The organism is Acetobacter fabarum, assembly GCF_022483405.1.
Lineage (GTDB): Bacteria > Pseudomonadota > Alphaproteobacteria > Acetobacterales > Acetobacteraceae > Acetobacter > Acetobacter fabarum.
This window is the reverse complement of sequence record NZ_JAKVNI010000001.1, coordinates 579,158-598,620: the sequence shown is the minus strand read 5'-3', so window position 1 is coordinate 598,620 and position 19,463 is coordinate 579,158. Positions and strand designations below refer to the sequence as shown.

Below are 19,463 nucleotides of genomic sequence, written 5' to 3'. Positions count from 1 at the left end.
GCTAGAAGTTGGTATCAATGGGGGCACGCCCCGTGGCCATGTTGGGAATGGCGTCCGGGCCTTCCTGCTCCATGGGGGTGCCCTGATCGGAATCGGGAATAAGGTTGGGGGACGGGTAGAGTGCTTTGGGCTGGTTATCGGGCACATCCGCCGGGGTGGCGTGGGTTTTGAACCAGGTGGCCACCTGCTGGGTAATCTGCTCGCCCAATGCCTGCGCGATGCGGCCCATCGTGCTTTCCATGTTCAGGGTCTGGGCAAAATACTGTTCGTAGGTGTTGGTGTACCCATCCAGCGTCTGGGCGTATCCCTGCGTGATCAGCTGTGGGGTCTGCTCAATGGTGAGCAACTGCCAGTGCGCGGTGGCAAGCATACGGGTCCGCCCGGTGGTGTTGTCGCCATGAATGTCAATGGCTTCACCACTAATGGTGGGCTGGACCACCAGCTTGTATTTGCGCGGGTCTTCTGGCCCATCACCCGCCATCTGGGATTGCAGCGCCAGACGGATCTGCTGGCCAAAGCGCTGCGGAATATTGGCAACGTAAATATCTTTAAGCTCGGCTGTAACATCAACCGCGCCTTTTTCCTCCCCGTATAAAGGCTTGAAGCCGCAGCCACTCAGCAGCAGCGGAGCCGCCATAAGGGCTGTGGCGGCCAGTGTGGCCTTGCAGAGAGAAAAAAGGGAGCGGGTCCGGGTCATCAGCCTGCCGTTACAAAGTTAACAATGCGGTTGGGCACATGCACGCGTTTGACAATGCGCTTGCCCTCCAGCAGCCGCGCCACGTTGGGTTCGGCTTCTGCCCGTGCCAGTACGGCGGCGGGGTCCTCATCGGGGAGCGCTTCTACAGTGCCGCGCAGCTTGCCCAGAATCTGCACCGCTATGGTGACCTGCGTTGCCGCCAGCAGGTCAGGTTGGGGGGCAGGCCATGCCTGCGTTGCCGCAAGCCCTGCGGTGGGCTCAAGGCTTGCAAACATTTCTTCGGCCAGATGGGGCATCATCGGGGCGCAGAGCAGGCACAGAATATGCGCTGCTTCGCGCCGGGCAAAGTCCATGCCCGCAACGCTGGCCGCTTTTTCCGCATCCGCCAGAGCGGAGGTCAGTTCATGAATACGCGCAACGGCTACGTTAATGGCAAAGCTTTCCAGCGCTTCGGTCACGGCGGCAAGTGTGCGGTGCGTGGTGCGGCGCAGCGTATCGGCCTTGCGGTCAATATCAGCGGGGCAGGTGGTGGTGGCGGGCACGCTGGCGGCAACGCCACAAACCGTGCGGAACAGGCGCTGGGCAAAGCGCGCAGCCCCGGCCACACCGGCCTCGGTCCATTCCATGTCACGCTCGGGTGGGCTGTCGGACAGGACAAACCAGCGTGCGGTATCGGCCCCAAAGCGCTCGATAATAGCCACGGGGGCAACCGTGTTGCGCTTGGACTTGGACATTTTTTCCACCCGGCCCACGGTCACGGGGTCGGTGGTGCCGCGTTTGACCACACCTTCGGGCGTGCGTTCCACTTCCTCGGGGTAGAGCCAGTGGCCTGCGCTGTCCTTGTAGCTTTCGTGGCTGACCATGCCCTGAGTAAACAGGCCAGCAAATGGCTCGTCCACGTTCAGGTTGCCGGTGCGGTGCATGGCGCGGGTAAAAAAGCGTGCGTAAAGCAGGTGCAGAATGGCGTGTTCAATCCCGCCAATATACTGGTCCACGGCCAGCCAGCCATCGGCGGCATCCCGCACGGTGGGGGCTGCGGCATGGGGGGCCGTAAAGCGGGCAAAATACCACGAGCTGTCCACGAACGTGTCAAACGTATCGGTTTCACGCGTGGCGGGTTTGCCACAGCATGGGCAGGTGGTGTGCTTCCACGTGGGGTGGTGGTCCAGCGGGTTGCCCGGTTTGTCAAAGGTGACATCCTCGGGCAGTTTGACGGGGAGCTGCTCGTCGGGCACCGGCACCGCGCCGCAGGTGTCGCAATGAATGACCGGTATGGGGCAGCCCCAGTACCGCTGGCGCGAAATGCCCCAGTCGCGCAGCCGCCAGTTGACAACACCTTGGCCCACGCCAAGGTCCTGCAAACGTGCAATGGCGGATTTGCGGGCCTGTTCGGTGCTCTGTCCGTCCAGAAAACCGGAGTTGATCATGGTGCCATCGCCGGTAAAGGCATGTTCGGTAATGGCAAAGTCTGCCTGATCCTTGCCTTCTGGCAGCACCACGGGGGTCACGGGCAGGTTGTATTTGTGGGCAAAGTCGAGGTCGCGCTGGTCCCCCGACGGGCAGCCGAACAGCGCACCCGTGCCGTAGTCCATCAGCACAAAATTGGCGATCCAGATGGGAAAGCTCTTGTCCATGAACGGGTGGTTCACGCGCAGGCCCGTGTCAAACCCGCGTTTTTCAGCTGTTTCCACCGCTTCGACCGAGGTGCCAAGGCGGCGGCATTCAGCCACAAACTCCGCAGCCTGCGGGTTGCGCTCGGCAACCCACTGAGCCAGCGGGTGGTCCGGGGCAATGGCCAGAAAGGACATGCCAAACAGCGTATCCGGGCGGGTGGTAAACACTTCCACCGCGTTCAGGTTGGTATCCAGCCCCGTGGGGGGTTCATGCAGTGAGAAGGTGAGCTTGGCCCCTTCGGAGCGGCCAATCCAGCGTTCCTGCATGGTGCGCACGCGCTCGGGCCAGCGGTCGAGCGTTTTCAGCCCGTCCAGCAGGTCCTGGGCAAAGTCGGTAATGCGCAGGAACCACTGGGAGAGTTTTTTCTTTTCAATCGGTGCGCCAGAGCGCCAGCCCTTGCCATCCACCACCTGTTCGTTGGCCAGAACGGTCTGGTCCACCGGGTCCCAGTTGACCCAGCTTTCGCGCCGTTCAACCAGCCCGGCCTGCATAAAGTCGAGGAACAGCTTCTGCTGCTTGCCGTAGTAGTCGGGCAGGCAGGTTGCAATTTCACGGTCCCAGTTGAGGGAGAAGCCGAGCCGTTGCAGGGTGGCGCGCATGGCGGCAATGTTGTTGAGCGTCCATTCCTGCGGGTGCACGCCGCGTTCGCGCGCTGCGTTTTCGGCTGGCAGGCCAAAGGCATCCCACCCCATGGGGTGCAGCACGGCAAAGCCACGGGCGCGCTTGTAGCGGGCAATCACATCGCCCAGTGCGTAGTTGCGCACATGCCCCATGTGGAGCTGCCCCGATGGGTAGGGGAACATTTCCAGCACATAATATTTGGGCTTGTCCGCCGGAGGGACATCCGGAACGGTAAAAATATCGGCTTTTTCCCACGCCTTCTGCCATTTTGGCTCGACTGCGTTGAAGTCATAGGAGGGGGATGGGCTGGAAGGCTGGGACATGGAATGAGAATCTACGCTTGCAGGCTATAAGGAAAAAATAAGGACGAACACCGTGGCCAGAGCCGGGTGAGTCAGTCCTGATTGCCGTTATCGGCGCGGAGTTTGCGCGCGCGGGAGAGAATGCGCGTGGCAATGTCGGACGCGGTATTGGGGGCGGGGGGAGTATCCACCCATGTTCCGTCCTGCTTGAGCTGGCGGAACACGCTCAGGCGCAGCGCATCGGAGCGCAGGCGGCGGTCCAGCACAAAAGCGGTAATCTTGAACCGTTCGTCATGCGTGGCGGGGGGCGTGTACCAGTCTGTCAGGATAATCCCGCCTTCCGCATCGGCCGTAGCCACGGGCATGAAGGAGAGTGTGTCCAGTGCTGCGCGCCACAGATAGGCGTTTACGCCGCCTTTAAGGCTGGCTTCCCCGCCAGAGGCCCCGCGATCTTCGGCCAGCAGGTGGTTGTGCGGGGCGGCAAGGCCGGTCCGGGTCCGGTCGGAGCTGGAGCAGCCGCTTAACAGGCATATCCCCGCAACGGCTGTTGCGGCGCTCATCCATTTAAGGAGCAGCATGGGATGGGGGCGGCTGGCAGCGGCATGGCTGGGCATGAGACGGCGAAGCATGGCGTTGATGTGGCTCCTTGGCACGTGGGTATCCGTCTTTCCCGGTCCGCCGGATAAAAAAGAAGTCAGGTCTGGCTGGCGGCACAGGTGGTCCTGTCCGTCTTCATATCCTTTCAACTCTTTTCCGCCAAGCGTCTGCGTGGCCTGTCTGCTCTGGTGGTGGGGGGGGGGGGCGCGTGCTTAGGGCAGGGTCAGGTGCAGTGCGTGGCAGAGTTTCTGGCGCAGGTGCGCGGGCAGATAAGCGTAGTGCCCCTCTATGGCCGAAGCGCAGAGCGGGGTGTGCAAACGGTGCAGCCGCTGGCGGTAATCCTGCGCTAAAGACTGGTGCCCCAGCATGTTGGCCGCCGCAAGGGCGGGGACCAGAATGGCCGAACGGTCGGGCGAGGTGGCCAGAATGCCGCGGGCGTGGAGCAGGGTTTCCTCGTACTGGTCGGCTAAAAAGCACGACAGAATAAATTCCTGATCAGGGGCGCTAAAAAGCGGCACGCTGGGGGCCATGCCAAAAAATGACGTGTAAATGCGGGCCGCGGTTACGGCGTCCCCCCGGCACAGGGCGTCCAGCCCATCGGGCAGGGCCAGCATGCTTACGGGGGAATCGGTGGGCAGGGCTGCGTGCATCTGGGCCAGCAGAAAGCGCGCCTCCTCCGGCTGGTTGGCGTAAAACAGGCCAGCGGTCAGCAGGTAGCGGGTGGCAATGTTGCTGGGGAACAGGGTGAAGTTCTGCTTGAGCATGGTGACCATGGGCTGAATGTAGTCAGCCACGGGCATGTGCCATTCATCATACATGCGGATGAGCAGGTAGTGCGCATGCACAAAAAACAGAAACTGGTTTTCAGGCGCGCGTTGTTCCGCTTCCGCCATCAGCCGTTCTATCGTGTCATACAGGCGTGGGTCGGCGCGCATGCTTAAGGTTAAGGCACGCAGGCCCATCCCGAAGGGGGAAAGGGCCGCCACAGGTACGCTGGCCAGCCTGCGTGCTTCCGCCTTGAACAGGCTGAGAATAAGCACCGAGGCAAACCGGTTGGACAGGGCGCGCAGGGTTGTGGGGGTCAGGCTTATCCTGTGGCCCCATACGATTGTGTCGTTCAGCCGGGTGTCAAACGCCTGTAACAGGCAGGTGCTTTTGCCCTCGCTTACCCCGGTTATGGTAATCCCGACCAGAAAATCCCACTGCCCGCGGCTGGGGAGCGACTGGAAGGGCGTTGCTGCAAAGCATTCGGTCTGCACGCTTATGTCCAGCACGCCGTGCATGGCAATATCCAGCCCCAGCTCATCACGGAACCGCTCGGCCAGAGCCACGCTTTCTGGCGTGCTGCCGGCTGTGGGGCAGGCCAGAAACACCGTGGCCCTGAGCATGCGCAGCGGGTCATCCGCCACAGGGGAGCGGGAGAGCGCGGAAGAGGTATGGGGCAGCGGAGGCAGCGTGCCTTGGGCCCCCTGCGTGTTCTGCTGGTGTGTGGCACGCACCTTTGCAATCAGGCGCATGGTTTCCTGCCCCGGTGTGGTGGCAATGGTGTGGCGGAATGTGCGCAGGCAGTTTTCGGCCCCCAGCAGGGCGGTACCTTCCTCCTTGCTGTACATGGCGGCCTGAATATGTGCGCGCCATGCGCCTTCGTTCAGCGGGTTCAGGCGGAGCAGCCTGCGGGTTGCGGCCATAACCGTGGCGGGCTCGGTTGTGCTGGCCAGCAGGGCTTCGAGCTGTGCGGTCTTGTAGTCGAGCAGGCGGTTGCGTTCTTCCTCCAGCCATGTGGCAAAGCCGGGGTCAACCGCGCTCAGGTCTTCCAGCAACGGGGGCAGGGGGTCGGGCAGGTCCATGACCGTCTGTGGTGTGGCGCGGAATACGCGCTCGGTATCAATGTCGGTCAGGTTGGGGCGTATGGCCAGTGTGTGGCGCTGAACGTCCAGCACCTCCGGCCCAAGGGGGTGGAGGACATCCATCAGCCGGTGGATTTCCTGCCGTAGGGAGGCGCGCGCCTGCTCTGGGGCGCGCTTGCTCCATAACAGCTCGGCCAGCCGGGTGCGGGCTACGGGCCGCCGGTTGGAAAGTGCCAGAATGGCCAGCAGCGCCTTGGTTTTGGTGCCCGTAGGTAAAAGGGAAAGCCCCGTACTGGACAGGACGCGCATATGCCCGAGCAGAAAAATATGGAGCAAAGGGTTGTCTGGTGGTGCGCCTGTGGTGTCGGGGGATGCGTGCATGGGCAGAAGGTCCGTTAATTACCAGTAAGACACCGATCACGAACATTAAAGTTATTCCTGCCGGTCAGAAAAAAATGCTTTTGTATTTCCCTGTAAAAAGAAGGTTTTAGCAAACAGTAAATTTAACAGTGGTGTAATATTCTAGGGCGTTATGGCAATACATGAAAGCCCCTGCTGGCGCAGGGCAGAACATATGGTGTCTGTCTGCCCGGAGGGAAGCCCCGCCAGCCGGGTGCGCCATACCGGTGCCCGGCCTGTGGGCGTTACCTTTTCCACCCGGTTGAGGGCATGGCTGAGTGCGGGGGAGGATTGCCGCGCCAGTGCAATGGCATGCATGGCCCGTGCCGGGGTGGAAAAAGCCCCGATCTGGATAATGGCATTGCCCCCACTTCCCGCAGAACGCCAGACAATACCCGGACCGGCCAGAGGGGTGGAACTCACGCTCCGGTAAGCTGCGGGCTGGTAGCCTGCGGGCTGCGGGGTGGAGTCGCCTGCAAGCTGCATGGTGGAGCTGTCATCCTGCTGGGCAGGGCTGTCCGCTCCGGCGGAGGGTGGGGGGAGTGTCTCATCCTCCAGCGGTGGTGCGCTGGCCGGGCCATAGGGCTGGGCGGTGTTCTGGACCACCTGCACGGGGGCAATCTGCTGCGGTGCCAGGTTGGGCTCGGTTTGCACAGGCAGGGTGCTGGGGGGCACGGGGTCGTTCAGGTGGGGGGTAATGGCCGCCATGTAGGTGCGGGCGTAACCGGGTAGGGGAGCCCCGCGTGAGCGGTGGTTTTCCATGCATTGTGGCCCGCAATTGTACGCGCCCAAAAAGTCGGGGGAGCCAAAGCGGTCGTATAATTCGCGAATATAGCCGGTCCCGGCCATAATATTGTCGTGCGGGTTATAGGGGTCGGAGCCAAGGCGGTAACGCTGCGCAAGCTGGGCGTATGTATCTGGCTTGATCTGCATAAGCCCGACCGCACCATGCACGGAACGGGTAAGGTGCCCGTTCATGTACTGGTGCCCGCCCGATTCCTGCTGCATCACAGCGCGGATCCAGGACTGGGGAACGGAAAACCGGTCCGAGGCTTCGTGAATATAAGGCCCCCACGGATTAAGGGCCGACCCCGGCGCATTATACGATGTTTTACCCGGCCCCGCGCAGGCGGACAGCACAGCCAGCCCGCCTAGAGCGATAAGGGAGAAGGCCCTGCGCCAGATGCGCTGGTCCGCACAGGTAAAAACACGTGGCAGCATGGCACGCATGGTGCCCGTTCAGGCGGGCAGATGCAAATGGTCATGCTGGCCGGGGTACGCCCTGCCGGATGCTATTTGCCGTGCTGGCGCATGCCTGCGGTTATGTCGTTCATAAGGGCCGGGTTTGTGCGGCGGATCTGGCCTGCACGCAGCACGCTGGCTGCGGTGTAGCACGGCCGGGTTGTCCAGTTTTCCAGAAACTGGAGGTCAGACAGGGTTTCTGGCCCATGCTGCCGCAGTGTTTTCAGGGCGGCTGGGGTAGTAATCCCTGGCGTGGTGCCGGGTTTACGCAACATAATCATAAATCCTGTTAGTTAGGCTGCTCTGCTCTTGACTGTTGCACAGGTGCGCCACTGCGCATCGGGTGCGGGGCCTTAGAACACCCACAATGTGTCAATTTCAAGCGCTAAGCGGTTTTGTCATAAAACCATGACAATAAAAGAAATAACCCGTTATATTTGTTAGGTTTTTTTTATCGGGCTTTGTAAAATTTCCGTGCCCAGCCGCTCCAGCGCCATGCGCAGCGACTCATCACCCATGTCGGGCAGGGTGCAGGTGGGGGTGGCTCCCCTGCGGGGGGGCAGCCTGCGGCGTGTGCCTGCCGTGGGGTCCTGCACAAAGCGCAGCCGGGCAACCAGTGGCTCCCCGCACCATGTGTTGATCCGCGCCACAAGCATGTCGCCCTGATGTTGCAGTTCCATGGCGGCGGGGCCGGTGCAGGCCACGGTCAGCGTGGCGGCGCTCAGTTTGCGCGGGGAGGTAACAGCCGCATGGGCCGGGCCAACAACATCGGCCCAGCGGGCAAACAGCATGGCCCCTGTGGGGGAGCGGCGGCGGAAGGCGGGCGCTGTTACATTGGGGAGCAGGGCGCCCAGTGTGCGGGCCTTCATTACACGGCGGGGGGGCTGTGGTGGTGCTTCTTCCTTTGCGCGCGTGCGTGCGGCGGGCTTGCGGGGGGTGCTGGCCTGCCGTGCGGGGGTACCCGCCTTGCCCGAATGAAGTTCCTTCGCCATAACAGCCTCCGTGATTACGCCACCCGCCCACGCCCTGCTGCACTGGTACGACCGACACCGCCGCACCCTGCCATGGCGGTGCACGGAGGGGGAAGCACCAGACCCGTATCGTGTCTGGTTGAGCGAGATCATGCTTCAGCAGACAACGGTCAAGGCTGTCGGGCCATATTATCTCAGATTTGTGGAAAGATTTCCAACAGTTCAGGCGCTGGCCAGTGCCCCAAGGGATGATGTGCTGGCCGCCTGGGCCGGGCTTGGTTACTACTCCCGCGCGCGCAACCTGCATGCCTGCGCACAGGCCGTTGCGGCCCTTGGGAGCTTCCCCCGCACGGTAGAGGGGTTGCGCGCCCTGCCCGGCATTGGGGCCTACACGGCTGCCGCCGTGGCGGCCATAGCCTTTGGCGTGCCGGTTGTGCCGGTGGATGGCAATGTGGAGCGTGTTACGGCGCGCCTGTACAATGTGCAGGACCCGCTGCCGGCTGCCCGTAAAACGCTGGCGCAACTGGCCAGCGGGCTGAATACGGATGCCCCGGCCCGTGCCCGGCCGTCCGATTTTGCACAGGCTTTGTTTGATCTTGGGTCTTCTTTGTGTTCCCCCCGCCAGCCTGCGTGCGGGTTATGCCCGTGGCAGGGTGTGTGCGAAGGGTATGCACAGGGTACGGCGGCCACCCTGCCGCGTAAGGCCCCCAAGGCCGAACGCCCCGTGCGGTATGGTGTGCATTTTATGGTCATGGACCGGGCCGGGAACGTGCTGCTCCGCAAACGCCCCGAGACAGGCCTGCTGGCCGCCATGACCGAACTGCCCGGCACCGAATGGCGCGCAACACCATGGACTGAGGCCGAGGCACTGGCCCATGCCCCCGTTGCCGCGCAGTGGAGCAATGCGGGCGCAGTCAAACACGTGTTTACGCATTTTACGCTGAACGTGGTTGTGTATGCCGCGCAGGTGGAGCGCTTTTCCAATCAGGATGTGGGGGAAGGGTTTTTGTTGCCTGCGGCACAGACCAAAACCGCATCGCTGCCATCAATTATGCAAAAATGTATGTCAACAGGGTACAACTTCCTGCATCGTGCATGAAAAGACGGAGTGTTCTGGCGCACAGCACCCGGTAGGGCGGCCCGTGCGGGTCGGGCCGTAAAAAAGAAAAAAGAGGTTGCATGGTTTTCCACCATATTCCGCCACAGGCCCATCTGCCCGCTCAGGGCCAGCCTCCATATGGCAGGCCGGGTGTGCTGCTGCTTAACCTTGGCACGCCCGAAGGCACGGGGTACCGCGCCGTGCGCCGCTACCTGTCCGAGTTCCTGTCCGACCGCCGGGTGATCGAAGGCTCGCCCCTGTTCTGGCAGCCTCTGCTTCAGGGCGTTATTCTCACCACCCGCCCCACGCGCAGTGGCCGCGCCTATGCCCGTGTGTGGGATGCCGAACGGAATGAAAGCCCGTTGCGCACTTACACCCGCCATCAGGGTGAAAAACTGGCCAGACAGTTCGAGGCCGATGGTGTGCCAGTGGCATGGGGCATGCGCTATGGCCGCCCCAGTGTGGCGCAGGCGCTCCGCTCGCTTATGGAGCAGGGGTGTGACCGCATTGTGTGCCTGCCCCTGTACCCGCAGTACAGTGCAACCACCACGGCCACCGCCAATGACCAGCTCTTCCGGGTGTTGATGAAGCTGCGCAACCAGCCTGCCATCCGCACGGTGCCATCCTTCCCCGATGATCCGGATTTTATTACCGCCGTGGCCTCCTCCATCCGCGAGGAGCAGATACACGCGGAGCAGCCGTTCCAGATGGTGGTGGCCTCCTTCCACGGGTTGCCGCGCCAGTATGTGGATAAGGGCGATTCGTATCTGGCGGAATGTACCCGCACCGTGGCCGCCCTGCGCGCCGAACTGGGGATGGATGAAGCCACCCTGCCCATGACCTTCCAGTCCCGCTTTGGGCCAACCAAATGGCTGGAACCCTACACCGCGCCCTTTATTGCGGGCCTGCCTGCAAAGGGCATCAAGCGTATTGCGGTGGTAACCCCCTGCTTTATGGCGGACTGCTTGGAAACACTGGATGAAATTGGCCACGAAGTGCGCGAGGAGTTCATGAAGGCGGGCGGCGAGTCCTTTACTCTTGTCCCCTGCCTGAACGACAGCCCCGCCAGCATCAGCCTGCTGGAAAAACTGGTCCGGCGCGAACTACAGGGCTGGCTGTAGCGAGGGTTTGCCCCCGCGCCCCTGTCAAGGCCGGGGTGTGGTGGTTTGCCGGGCGTGGCTGCGGGGTTCTCCGCACGGGCTAGCCGTGCAGATGGGGCTTTCGTGTTATGGCGCGGCGCGTGGGGTTTTGGGGCGCGGCAGAGGGGTCTTGTCAGGGAACAGGCAGCTCTGTTGTGCCGCGCACCGCCAGCACTCGGGCTTGCGCGCCTTGCACACGTACCGCCCTTGCAGAATAAGCCAGTGGTGGGAGTCGCGCACCATGGGGAGCGGGATACGCGCTTCCAGCTTTTTTTCCACCGCCTCTACCGTGCGGCCACGGCCAAGGCCCGAGCGGTTGGCCAGCCGGAACACATGCGTATCCACGGGCACTGTGGGTTGGTTAAAGGCCACATTCAGCACCACATTGGCGGTTTTGCGGCCAACACCGGCCAGTTTTTCCAACGCCTCCCGCGTGTGGGGGATCTGCCCGTCATGCTCGGCCAGCAACTGGCGGGAGAGTTCCACAACGTTTTTGGCCTTGTTGCGCCATAGCCCGATGGTGCGGATCAACTGGCCCACCTGCTCGTCCCCCAGTGCGGCCATGGCCTGCGGGGTGGGGGCTGCGGCAAACAGGGCCGGGGTTACGCGGTTGACCGAGGCATCGGTCGCCTGAGCAGACAGCACAACAGCCACCAGCAGTGTAAAGGGTGTGGTGTAGTGCAGTTCCGTCTGGGCATCGGGCCATGCGCGCGACAGGTCGGTCAGGAACTGCTGGACCTCTGCCTTTGTCATGTCCCGCAAGGCGGTCTGGGGCGCAGTCTGGGCTTTGGGGCTGGCGGCTTTGGCGCGGGGTTTGGCTGTGGTTCCGGGGGCCGGTTTGCGGGCACGCGGGGTGCTGGCCGGTTTTGCCGTGCGCCTGCCGCTGGCCTGTGGCGCCAGTGTGGCCTGTGCGGGAGTGTCTTCTGCCGGTGCAGGTTCAGGCGTATGGCCCGGCAGAGGGGCATTCTGCCCGGCAGCATGTCGCACGGGGGCATCCTGCTTGGGGGCTGGCTGTGTGCTGACCCTGTTATGGGTGGTCTTGCGGGGGGCTTTGGGGGGCATGGGGCTGCTTGTTGCAAATGGGCTGGGGCGGCCATTTTTCCAGCCGTAGCGGGTTTGCGCAATATCGCGCCATCACGCTACAGGCTAAACACCTGCGCTGTTGGCGTGGGTGCACACGCTTTTTTCGGGTTTTTGGGTCATGGTCACTTCTGCTTCCAGCACAGCCTCTGTCGCGCGCAAAACGTCTTTGTTTGTGGACGTGCTGGGCTTTGTCATGCGCCTGTGGCTGGCTTTTCCCCGGCCTCTGGCGGTTACTGTGGGCACGGTGCTGCTGGCTACGCTGGCCGATGTGCTCATGCCCCTTGCCGCAGGCCGGCTTGTGGCCGATGTGGCCGAACCCGCCAGCCAGCCTACCCGGCTGGAAGATGCGCTGTGGATGCTGGCAGCCCTTGCCGCCTGCGGGTTTGGCAGCGTGCTAGCCAAACGCTACGCCTATCTGGGTATTACGCGGCTGACCACGCGGGTCATGCAGAAAATCGGCACGGAATCGTTTGCACATGTGCAGCGCCTGAGTACCGACTGGCACGCCAACACCTTTGCAGGCTCCACGGTCAGGCGGCTCACCCGCGGGATGTGGGCGGTGGACATGCTGGACGACACGCTCCTGCTCATGCTGCTGCCCGAGTTCTGCCTGCTGGTGCTGACAACCCTTGTGCTGGGCTGGCACTGGCCTGCCATGGGGGTGCTGCTTGGTGTTCTGTCGGTGCTGTTTGTGGCGCTGTCCTGCACCTTGACGCTGTATTATGTTGCGCCTTCCGCACAGGCCGCCAATGCGGGGGACAGCAAGGTCGGCGCAGCCCTTGCCGATGCAATGACCTGCAATGCTGTGGTCAAGGCATTCGGGGCCGAAACGCGGGAGGAAGCCCATCTGGCCCGGATACTGGACCAGTGGCGCACCGCAACCGCGCGGATGTGGATACGCGGCACGGATAGCGCCAATATTCAGGCCGCTGCCGTGGTGGTCATGCGTCTGTCTCTGGCGGCTGCGGCTATCTGGCTGTGGTGCAAGGGCCGGGCAGGGCCGGGGGATGTGGCTTATGTGCTGACCATGACCTTTCTGGTGCAGGGCTACCTGCGGGAGATCGGGCAGCAGGTTTCCGTAGTGCAACGTTCGGTGAACGAGATGGAAGAACTGCTTCTGCTCTGGCGCACCCCTGCAGGGGTGGCAGACCCCGCACAGCCGGTTGCGCTGCATGTAACACATGGGGAAATCGCGTTCGAACACGTGACATTCCAGTATCCGGGGCAGCAGACACCCCTTTTTACCGACCTGTCAGTGCATATTGCACCGGGGAGCCGGGTGGGTCTGGTCGGGCCTTCGGGGTCGGGGAAGTCCACATTTACCAAGCTGCTTTTGCGGTTATATGCCCAAAATAGCGGCCGTGTTCTGGTTGATGGCGTAGATACACAAAGGGTGCGTCAGGCCGACCTGCGCCGCCAGATTGCCCTTGTGCCGCAGGAGCCAGTTCTGTTCCATCGCTCGCTGGCCGAGAATATTGCCTATGGCAAGCCGGATGCGACGCCCGAACAGATTGTGCAGGCGGCCCGTCTGGCCAATGCGGCAGATTTTATAGAACGCCTGCCCGAAGGCTACGCAACACTGGTGGGTGAGCGGGGCATCAAGCTCTCAGGCGGGGAGCGCCAGCGTGTGGCTATAGCCCGCGCCTTTTTGGCCGATGCCCGTATTCTGGTGCTGGATGAAGCCACGGCCAGTCTGGATTCCGCATCCGAAGCTCTGGTGCAGGAGGCCATGGAACGGCTGATGGAAGGCCGCACGGTGCTGATTGTAGCACACCGCCTTTCCACCGTTGTAGGGCTGGACCGCATACTTGTGTTTGAACACGGCCAGATTGTGGAAGACGGCACCCATGCGCAACTGGTCCAGCAGGAAGGCGGGCTGTACCAGCGGCTCTATAACCTGCAAAGCCTGTAGAATGAAAAACCGGATGACATGAGGTGTGCGCTCGTCATTTCAGGCAAGTTTATTAGCTAGGGGAATGGCCACACAGGCCACAAGAGCGCCACTCAGGACATCCATCAGGTAATGCCCACCTACGGGAATGGTGGATATGGCCATAATGCAATTTACAGCAGCAAAAGGGTAAAAACTGCGTAACCCGCGGTTGTAATAAGTAAAAATAATAGCAAGAACAATATGGTAAGATGGAAAGCTATACAGGCCCTCCATGTGGTCGAGCGAGAATGTATGGGGTGCCACGCTGTCTCTAAGTGCTAGAAAAGTATAAACATATTCACTTCCCGGCACACCTTTGCTGTAATATCCGAATGCATAAAATGGCCCGAGTGATGGAAAAACTATCACGATAAAACTGGAAATAAATATCGCGGCAATAGCAGACAATAGCATTCTTCTATTTCTTTTTTGGTCCCCATAAAAAGAAAATATAAGAATGTTGATAACAATCTGAACAAGAAGAGTGCCGTAAAACAGGGCAAGAAAATTATATAAAATGGGATGAGACCGTACGAAACTAAAACAGGCGGGCCAGTCAAATCCGGCAAGGCGGTCTAGAGTGATGAGGGTTTTATCGATCGTTGGCCCCCCTGCCGTGCAAGCAAGGTAGGTCTGGATGGATCCCAGTAAGGAAAAAAGAATCCACGCCTGAACGTAAAGAATAGCTTCTACAATAATTTTGCTAGGTCGCAGAAAGGAATAAAAAATTGCGATGGGAGCAGAAACAAGACAAATAAGAAAAGGTCTTGCAAAGCCGGTAAAATCAAGTCCGGCAAAGTGGCAGCCTGCAATATCTGTCAGCGCCATGACCAGAATAAGGAATGGAATAAGAAACATTCAGAATCTAAACTATGCCATTGTGTTATAGTCTAGCCTGAATGGCATAAAAAGGCCGGAGCCTATAGGTCACAGGCCAGAAAAATCCAATCTATCAGGCCGACCTGCGGGCATACATTGTTGTTGCCACCCAACACAGACAGGCTGAGCAAGACCATACGTTTATGGTCTGCAGTAACGTTGCAGCAGAATAAATGTGATTTCAGGAAGGCTTTGGCGGAGGGGAAGTCCGCCTAACCCACGTCCCATACCGTTCCATGTCGTTCCAAAACCTATTGGTTTACCAGCGCATTACGCCCCTTTCCGTCCACGGTTGTTTCTGGACGTTCCCCCACATTCCATGTTTTAAGGGGGGTAATAAGAGGGGTAAAAGACAATGAGCCGACTCCCACCCAACCGACTGACTGCCTTGCAGGTATCCAAACACAAGAATGGCGGCCTATGCGACGGGGGCGGTCTTTGGCTCATGGTGGTGGGAGGGTCCCGCATTTGGGAGCTACGCTTCAAATCCCCCATAACAGGCACCCGCCGCCAGATGAGCCTTGGCAGCGCGCACAGTCTATCCTTGGCCGATGCACGGGTGCGGGCTTCTGAGTGCCGTAAGTTGCTGGAAAGCGGACTGGACCCCATTGCAGAGCGGGAAAAGGACAAGGCTACCCGTAAATTGGAAGTGGGTGTGACGTTCGAAGATGTAGCAAGGCGTTACATCAAGGAGCAGGCTCCAGCATGGAAAGACCGCAAGGCGGCGGACACATGGAGTGGCTCTTTGTCGTTGCATGTATTCCCTGTATTCGGAGGGAAAGCCGTCAAGATTGTGGACACGCAGGACGTGCTGGCGGCCCTCCGGCCGATCTGGACAGAAAAGACCGAAACAGCCGGGCGACTGCGTGGCCGCATTGAGCGCATTCTGGACTATGCCCGCGCCCAAGGATGGCGGGAGGGAGAAAACCCGGCTCGGTGGCGGGGGCACCTGTCTGCAACATTGCCCGCTCCCTCCAAACTGATGAAGGTGCAGCACCACAATGCAGTTGCTTGGCGGGACATTGCTGCCGTGATGGCAGCCCTACGGCCTTCAGAGGGGATCGCGGCCAAAGCTGCACGCTTCTGTTGCCTGACAGCTGCCCGGTCTGGTGAGGTCAGAAATTGCCTATGGTCGGAAATTGATGAGGCCGCGCGCCTATGGGTCATACCGGCTGAGAAGATGAAAGCAGGCCGGGAGCATCGCGTTCCTCTGTCTGATGATGCCATAGCCATTCTTGATGAGATGCGCCCCTTGCGTGATAGCGCAGGCAGCGACCTTGTGTTTCCCGGCCAACGGAGGGGCAAGCCTCTGTCTGATGTGGCCCTCTCCAAAGCCCTGCACCTTGCCGCTGGCACGAAAGACGTGACGGTGCATGGCCTGCGCTCGACCTTCCGTGACTGGGCTGCAGATACCAATGCCTGCTTGCGGGATGTGGCCGAAGCAGCCCTTGCACATGCAGTTGAGAACAAGGTGGAGGCCGCATACCGCAGGAGTGATCTGCTCGACCAGCGCCGCAGCCTTATGGAAGTATGGGCCAAGCAATGTAGAGAGTAATTCCCTCGCGCGCACGCGCTCAGCCGCGTTGTTCTGGACGAAAGCACTTTGATTAGTTTTCAAACGTTGGCAGTTTTCTGCGCTGTGCAGAGTGATTAAATCAAACCCGCCCATGAATTTCTTGAGTCCATAAAAAAGGGGAAAAGCGCTCCCCCTCGCGCGCGTATTGTGCAACTTGGGCCAGCCAGGACATTACCCGATTGCTGAACGTCTCGTGCATGCGCGTGCATTGTGTAACTTTCCGCCTACGGTATCTATCCATGACGACCAGCATTTCCTCTCCGCCCTTGTGGCGCCAAAAGAGGACGGATGATGCACTGGCAGGATCGGTCTGCCAGCCAGCCGGGAATGGTATTGCTTGGAAGGATGATGGCCAGATCGTGGGTGGTCGCCACGCTGCTACAATCAGCTGAAAGGTATTGATTGCTAAGGATCCCCTTTATCTCACGACCAGACCATAATCCAGCAAAACACCGACCAGTTCGGAGGATAAGAACACTTTCCCGTTGGGAGGAGTTTTTGAGAGCCCAGTAAGAATAATGTCCTGAATTTGTAGCAGCATGATGTAAGAGGAAATCATTTCTGATGTCTTATTATGCACCACGTTTGTATCGTATTGTGCATTTATAATATGATCTGTGTATTCTTCTATTTTTATTTTTACAAGAAACTGAGTTCTCTGGACGTTTCTAAGAAGTTGCCGAACCTTCTCTCTTTTTTTGGAAACGTCAATTTGCATATCGTATCACACGCTGCTGTTTTATTTATGGGGAAACGTTATAGGCGTCATGCGGTAACATTCGCTGTTTCGAACACCAAATATATAAGATTTTAGTATAAATTCTTTTTCAAATATCCTTCTCTGGAATAATGAAAATAACGACTTCCCAGCCCTCCGCATGGTGTTCCAAGCGTACTCCCTTGCATGTCCGATCGAAAACGGGCGTTGTTTCCCAAAAGACCCATATCCCCCCGTTACTTCACAGATCAGTAAGCACACCATAACAAGTGCAGCGGATATTTTGTGCCCTCTGAGGGGCGCAGGATTAGGCAATAAATCGCGCACCGATCGCCGAGGAAAGGTGCCTTGCTTTCTTGTACAAATGATCCCGCCACATTATGGTTCTCAAAACGTTCTTTTGCTGTTGAGGGCATGGGTTTTGTCACGAGAACTTGCATGCCGGGAGGAGATAAATGTCTGAAACCATTATTGCTACAGGCCATCATTCAGAGAGACGTCTCCACCAGCGCAAACTTGATGTGAAGTTTGACCTTGTCACCGGAGGCTTTGGCCCCGATGGCAAGGATAGCCTGATGCTGTCAGGCCACCGAGTGCGCGCTCATATCACGAATGCAGGCATGGCCGCTGGGTCGTCTCTTTCTCTGCGTATCGAGGGGATGACATTAAGCAAAATGAACCGAATGTCTGTCATCCGCGCGCGGATGACATGGCAAAATGCCAACAAAATTACTCTGCTTGCTGGAGACGATACATCTCCTAAGTCAGTGATCTTTTCCGGATACGTTACCGCTGCGTTCGTGGATTTTACTGGCGCACCAAATGTGGCCTTTCAAGTCGAGGCCAATAACCTGTGTCTATCAGCCGTTACAGCTATGCAGCCCATATCATTCAATGGCCCTGCGGCATTTCAAACTATTGCCTCCGCCATTTGCAACGCGATGGGATGGACGCTCCTAAACCATGGCGTGAAGGCCGTGTTTCCAAGCTATTATGGGTGTGGCGACCCAAGAAGCGCGATGGAGCGCCTGTGCCTGTCGGTAAAGGCGGATTTTCATTTGGATGAAGATCAGAAGACTCTTCATATTTGGCCGCATGATTACGCTTATAAAGCCGATGATGAAGGGGTTGATATGCCCTATATCAGCGCAAAAAGCGGTCTTATCGGCTACCCAGCCTACAGTGACGCGGGCGTCCTGTTCGAGTGCCTGTTCAACCCAAAAATTCGGTACAACTCCCCCCTTCAGCTCAAGAGCAATTACGCCCCTGCTGGATGGGTCAATAACCAGAATGGACAGGTTCCAGCCCAAACCTCACCTGCCAATGGCATCTGGTTGCCATACATCATCGAACACAATCTGGAATCAGAGGTGCCGGACGGCCAGTGGACAACCTTTGTGGGAGCAACGCGCGGTGACAACCCAACAAACCTCAAATTTGGGTAATGTTGACGTATTGATGAAATAGCCCGTGCCCGTGCGCACGAAGACGAGATACACGTGGGGCGTCTGGTCGCGGCTTAGCGCTGGGTATCTATTTTTGCGGTGTTCCACGTGTTCCGGTGTTCCACCGCGCTGCGCCCCTTGAGAAACTGCGGTTTTTCAGGGAGGCAGGGTGGAACACCTTGGACAGTGGTCGGTGTTCCGGGTGTTCCAGTATGGTTTTGGTGTGGGCGGAGGGGCCGTTTTCGGTCGGGCACGCAGAACGTCCGCGTTTATGGTTTATCTTGTAGAGAGAGAACCGTGTGATATACGCTGCAACCCGCCCATATTAAAACGGGACGTGTCAGGGTGCGTTGTGGTGGCGTGTCTTTAGGCCGCTTTTGCCACGAGGAGGTGCGTATGCCGGATGGCAGCAATATCATAGGCCGGGGCGTTTATCCGGTAGCTACGGCGGCAAAACTGCTGCGTATGCCTTCCGCCCGTATTCGGTCGTGGGTATATGGCAATGGCTCCTCTCCGGTGCTTGTATCCGACCTTCCCCCAGAAGGTGGCCAAGATGCCCTCAGCTTCATCAATCTCATCGAGGTTCTGTTCCTGTCAGAGTTGCGGGGGCAGGGCATAAGCCTGCAATCCATTCGCGCCATGATTGAAAAAGCCCGGAAACTGATGGGCACGGAGCACCCGTTTGCTATCCGGCAATTCCACACCGATGGGAAAGCAATCTGGATAGAAACCGCTGAGGCCACCGGAGACCGCCGCCTTGTCGATCTTACGGACGGCAATGGGGCAATGCTTGAGGTGCTTGAGAGAAGCTTCCGCAAGTCTGTCTCTTTCGATCAGCTTACGGGCACGGCAAGCCAGTGGCGGCCTAATGCCGATCAGCCGCGTGTCATTCTTGACCCTGCCCGACGATTTGGCAGGCCGATTGACGGTGGCACAGGGATACCCACCGAGGTCTTGGCTGATGCCTTGCGCGCGGAGGGCGGTGACGTCGCACGGGTGGCGAAGTTGTGGGAGGTGCCGACTGATGCTGTTGAGCAGGCGGCTGAATTTGAACTGTGGGTTAACCGTCGGGCGGCGGCTTGAGGTTCATTTTTGATGAAAACCACCCGCCCATCATGGCGCGGGTTCTGGCCCCCTTGGCGGATATGGGCGGACATATTGCCACCTCTGTCCGCCAACTTGGCTTACTGTCTGACCGAAAATGAGTTGAGTGATTTCAGCAGGTTATGATTCATGGGTTT

Annotated in this window: 17 protein-coding genes; 7 read left to right on the top strand and 10 right to left on the bottom strand. The window is 59.4% G+C overall.

Going from position 1 to position 19,463, the window contains the following annotated elements:
• Position 1: 1 nt before the first annotated feature.
• The 7 genes from LKE65_RS03000 to LKE65_RS02970 all read right to left on the bottom strand — a co-directional run bounded on the left by LKE65_RS03000 (position 2) and on the right by LKE65_RS02970 (position 8,371).
• Positions 2-697: a hypothetical protein gene (locus LKE65_RS03000; protein WP_086647093.1), complete on the bottom strand. Its 696-nt coding sequence runs from the start codon at positions 695-697 to the stop codon at positions 2-4.
• The gene (gene leuS / locus LKE65_RS02995) at positions 697-3,315 is read right to left on the bottom strand and encodes a leucine--tRNA ligase (protein ID WP_278740400.1); all 2,619 of its coding nucleotides are present in this window, start codon (positions 3,313-3,315) and stop codon (positions 697-699) included. Before leuS ends, LKE65_RS03000 begins: the two co-directional genes overlap by 1 nt.
• A 71-nt stretch (positions 3,316-3,386) precedes the next feature.
• The gene (locus LKE65_RS02990; protein WP_086647111.1) at positions 3,387-3,923 is read right to left on the bottom strand and encodes a DUF3576 domain-containing protein; all 537 of its coding nucleotides are present in this window, start codon (positions 3,921-3,923) and stop codon (positions 3,387-3,389) included.
• Positions 3,924-4,103: 180 nt separating this feature from the next.
• Positions 4,104-6,119, bottom strand: coding sequence for an AfsR/SARP family transcriptional regulator (locus LKE65_RS02985; protein WP_278740398.1), 2,016 nt, complete (start codon positions 6,117-6,119; stop codon positions 4,104-4,106).
• A 141-nt stretch (positions 6,120-6,260) separates the two neighbouring features.
• Complete coding sequence (locus LKE65_RS02980; RefSeq protein WP_165926281.1) at positions 6,261-7,358, bottom strand: lytic transglycosylase domain-containing protein; 1,098 nt, start codon at positions 7,356-7,358, stop codon at positions 6,261-6,263.
• Positions 7,359-7,429: 71 nt separating this feature from the next.
• Positions 7,430-7,654: a hypothetical protein gene (locus LKE65_RS02975; protein ID WP_086647109.1), complete on the bottom strand. Its 225-nt coding sequence runs from the start codon at positions 7,652-7,654 to the stop codon at positions 7,430-7,432.
• Between the two features lie 165 nt (positions 7,655-7,819).
• Entirely contained in the window at positions 7,820-8,371 is a 552-nt protein-coding gene (locus LKE65_RS02970) for a DUF721 domain-containing protein (RefSeq protein ID WP_253530374.1), read from the bottom strand.
• A 10-nt stretch (positions 8,372-8,381) separates the two neighbouring features.
• Between LKE65_RS02970 and mutY the strand changes: the two genes are divergently transcribed.
• Positions 8,382-9,449 carry an A/G-specific adenine glycosylase gene (gene mutY, locus LKE65_RS02965; protein WP_095350124.1) on the top strand — a complete coding sequence of 356 codons (1,068 nt, stop codon included), beginning with the start codon at positions 8,382-8,384 and terminating at the stop codon, positions 9,447-9,449.
• 80 nt (positions 9,450-9,529) lie between these two features.
• Entirely contained in the window at positions 9,530-10,570 is a 1,041-nt protein-coding gene (gene hemH, locus LKE65_RS02960) for a ferrochelatase (protein WP_086647088.1), read from the top strand.
• A 105-nt stretch (positions 10,571-10,675) separates the two neighbouring features.
• Here the strand turns inward: hemH and nth are convergent, their stop codons facing one another.
• Complete coding sequence (nth, locus tag LKE65_RS02955; RefSeq protein WP_165926293.1) at positions 10,676-11,341, bottom strand: endonuclease III; 666 nt, start codon at positions 11,339-11,341, stop codon at positions 10,676-10,678.
• A 448-nt stretch (positions 11,342-11,789) separates the two neighbouring features.
• On the opposite strand from nth, the gene LKE65_RS02950 reads away from it, so the two are divergent.
• Positions 11,790-13,583 carry an ABC transporter ATP-binding protein gene (locus LKE65_RS02950; protein ID WP_278740395.1) on the top strand — a complete coding sequence of 598 codons (1,794 nt, stop codon included), beginning with the start codon at positions 11,790-11,792 and terminating at the stop codon, positions 13,581-13,583.
• Positions 13,584-13,622: 39 nt separating this feature from the next.
• On the opposite strand, the gene LKE65_RS02945 is transcribed toward LKE65_RS02950, so the two are convergent.
• Positions 13,623-14,462, bottom strand: coding sequence for a phosphatase PAP2 family protein (locus LKE65_RS02945; protein ID WP_278740394.1), 840 nt, complete (start codon positions 14,460-14,462; stop codon positions 13,623-13,625).
• Positions 14,463-14,838: 376 nt separating this feature from the next.
• Here LKE65_RS02945 and LKE65_RS02940 point away from each other — a divergent pair, with 376 nt between their 5' ends.
• Together LKE65_RS02940 and LKE65_RS02935 are read left to right on the top strand one after the other, a co-directional pair.
• Positions 14,839-16,038 carry a tyrosine-type recombinase/integrase gene (locus LKE65_RS02940; RefSeq protein WP_278740393.1) on the top strand — a complete coding sequence of 400 codons (1,200 nt, stop codon included), beginning with the start codon at positions 14,839-14,841 and terminating at the stop codon, positions 16,036-16,038.
• 260 nt (positions 16,039-16,298) lie between these two features.
• Positions 16,299-16,451, top strand: coding sequence for a hypothetical protein (locus tag LKE65_RS02935; protein ID WP_253530359.1), 153 nt, complete (start codon positions 16,299-16,301; stop codon positions 16,449-16,451).
• A gap of 26 nt (positions 16,452-16,477) precedes the next feature.
• Here the strand turns inward: LKE65_RS02935 and LKE65_RS02930 are convergent, their stop codons facing one another.
• On the bottom strand, positions 16,478-16,777 hold the full coding sequence (locus LKE65_RS02930; RefSeq protein WP_253530356.1) for a hypothetical protein: 300 nt from the start codon (positions 16,775-16,777) through the stop codon (positions 16,478-16,480).
• A 455-nt stretch (positions 16,778-17,232) separates the two neighbouring features.
• Here LKE65_RS02930 and LKE65_RS02925 point away from each other — a divergent pair, with 455 nt between their 5' ends.
• Complete coding sequence (locus tag LKE65_RS02925; protein ID WP_278740392.1) at positions 17,233-18,222, top strand: baseplate hub protein; 990 nt, start codon at positions 17,233-17,235, stop codon at positions 18,220-18,222.
• Positions 18,223-18,618: 396 nt separating this feature from the next.
• Positions 18,619-19,305 carry a hypothetical protein gene (locus tag LKE65_RS02920; protein ID WP_278740391.1) on the top strand — a complete coding sequence of 229 codons (687 nt, stop codon included), beginning with the start codon at positions 18,619-18,621 and terminating at the stop codon, positions 19,303-19,305.
• Positions 19,306-19,463 lie beyond the last annotated feature (158 nt).

What these genes read in the sequence shown, in the direction of transcription:
- LKE65_RS03000 (WP_086647093.1), bottom strand. Translation starts at nt 697, where the DNA reads ATGACCCGGACCCGCTCCCTTTTTTCTCTCTGCAAGGCCACACTGGCC.
- leuS (WP_278740400.1), bottom strand. Translation starts at nt 3,315, where the DNA reads ATGTCCCAGCCTTCCAGCCCATCCCCCTCCTATGACTTCAACGCAGTC.
- LKE65_RS02990 (WP_086647111.1), bottom strand. Translation starts at nt 3,923, where the DNA reads ATGCTTCGCCGTCTCATGCCCAGCCATGCCGCTGCCAGCCGCCCCCAT.
- LKE65_RS02985 (WP_278740398.1), bottom strand. Translation starts at nt 6,119, where the DNA reads ATGCACGCATCCCCCGACACCACAGGCGCACCACCAGACAACCCTTTG.
- LKE65_RS02980 (WP_165926281.1), bottom strand. Translation starts at nt 7,358, where the DNA reads ATGCTGCCACGTGTTTTTACCTGTGCGGACCAGCGCATCTGGCGCAGG.
- LKE65_RS02975 (WP_086647109.1), bottom strand. Translation starts at nt 7,654, where the DNA reads ATGTTGCGTAAACCCGGCACCACGCCAGGGATTACTACCCCAGCCGCC.
- LKE65_RS02970 (WP_253530374.1), bottom strand. Translation starts at nt 8,371, where the DNA reads ATGGCGAAGGAACTTCATTCGGGCAAGGCGGGTACCCCCGCACGGCAG.
- hemH (WP_086647088.1), top strand. Translation starts at nt 9,530, where the DNA reads ATGGTTTTCCACCATATTCCGCCACAGGCCCATCTGCCCGCTCAGGGC.
- nth (WP_165926293.1), bottom strand. Translation starts at nt 11,341, where the DNA reads ATGACAAAGGCAGAGGTCCAGCAGTTCCTGACCGACCTGTCGCGCGCA.
- LKE65_RS02950 (WP_278740395.1), top strand. Translation starts at nt 11,790, where the DNA reads ATGGTCACTTCTGCTTCCAGCACAGCCTCTGTCGCGCGCAAAACGTCT.
- LKE65_RS02945 (WP_278740394.1), bottom strand. Translation starts at nt 14,462, where the DNA reads ATGTTTCTTATTCCATTCCTTATTCTGGTCATGGCGCTGACAGATATT.
- LKE65_RS02940 (WP_278740393.1), top strand. Translation starts at nt 14,839, where the DNA reads ATGAGCCGACTCCCACCCAACCGACTGACTGCCTTGCAGGTATCCAAA.
- LKE65_RS02935 (WP_253530359.1), top strand. Translation starts at nt 16,299, where the DNA reads ATGACGACCAGCATTTCCTCTCCGCCCTTGTGGCGCCAAAAGAGGACG.
- LKE65_RS02930 (WP_253530356.1), bottom strand. Translation starts at nt 16,777, where the DNA reads ATGCAAATTGACGTTTCCAAAAAAAGAGAGAAGGTTCGGCAACTTCTT.
- LKE65_RS02925 (WP_278740392.1), top strand. Translation starts at nt 17,233, where the DNA reads ATGTCTGAAACCATTATTGCTACAGGCCATCATTCAGAGAGACGTCTC.
- LKE65_RS02920 (WP_278740391.1), top strand. Translation starts at nt 18,619, where the DNA reads ATGCCGGATGGCAGCAATATCATAGGCCGGGGCGTTTATCCGGTAGCT.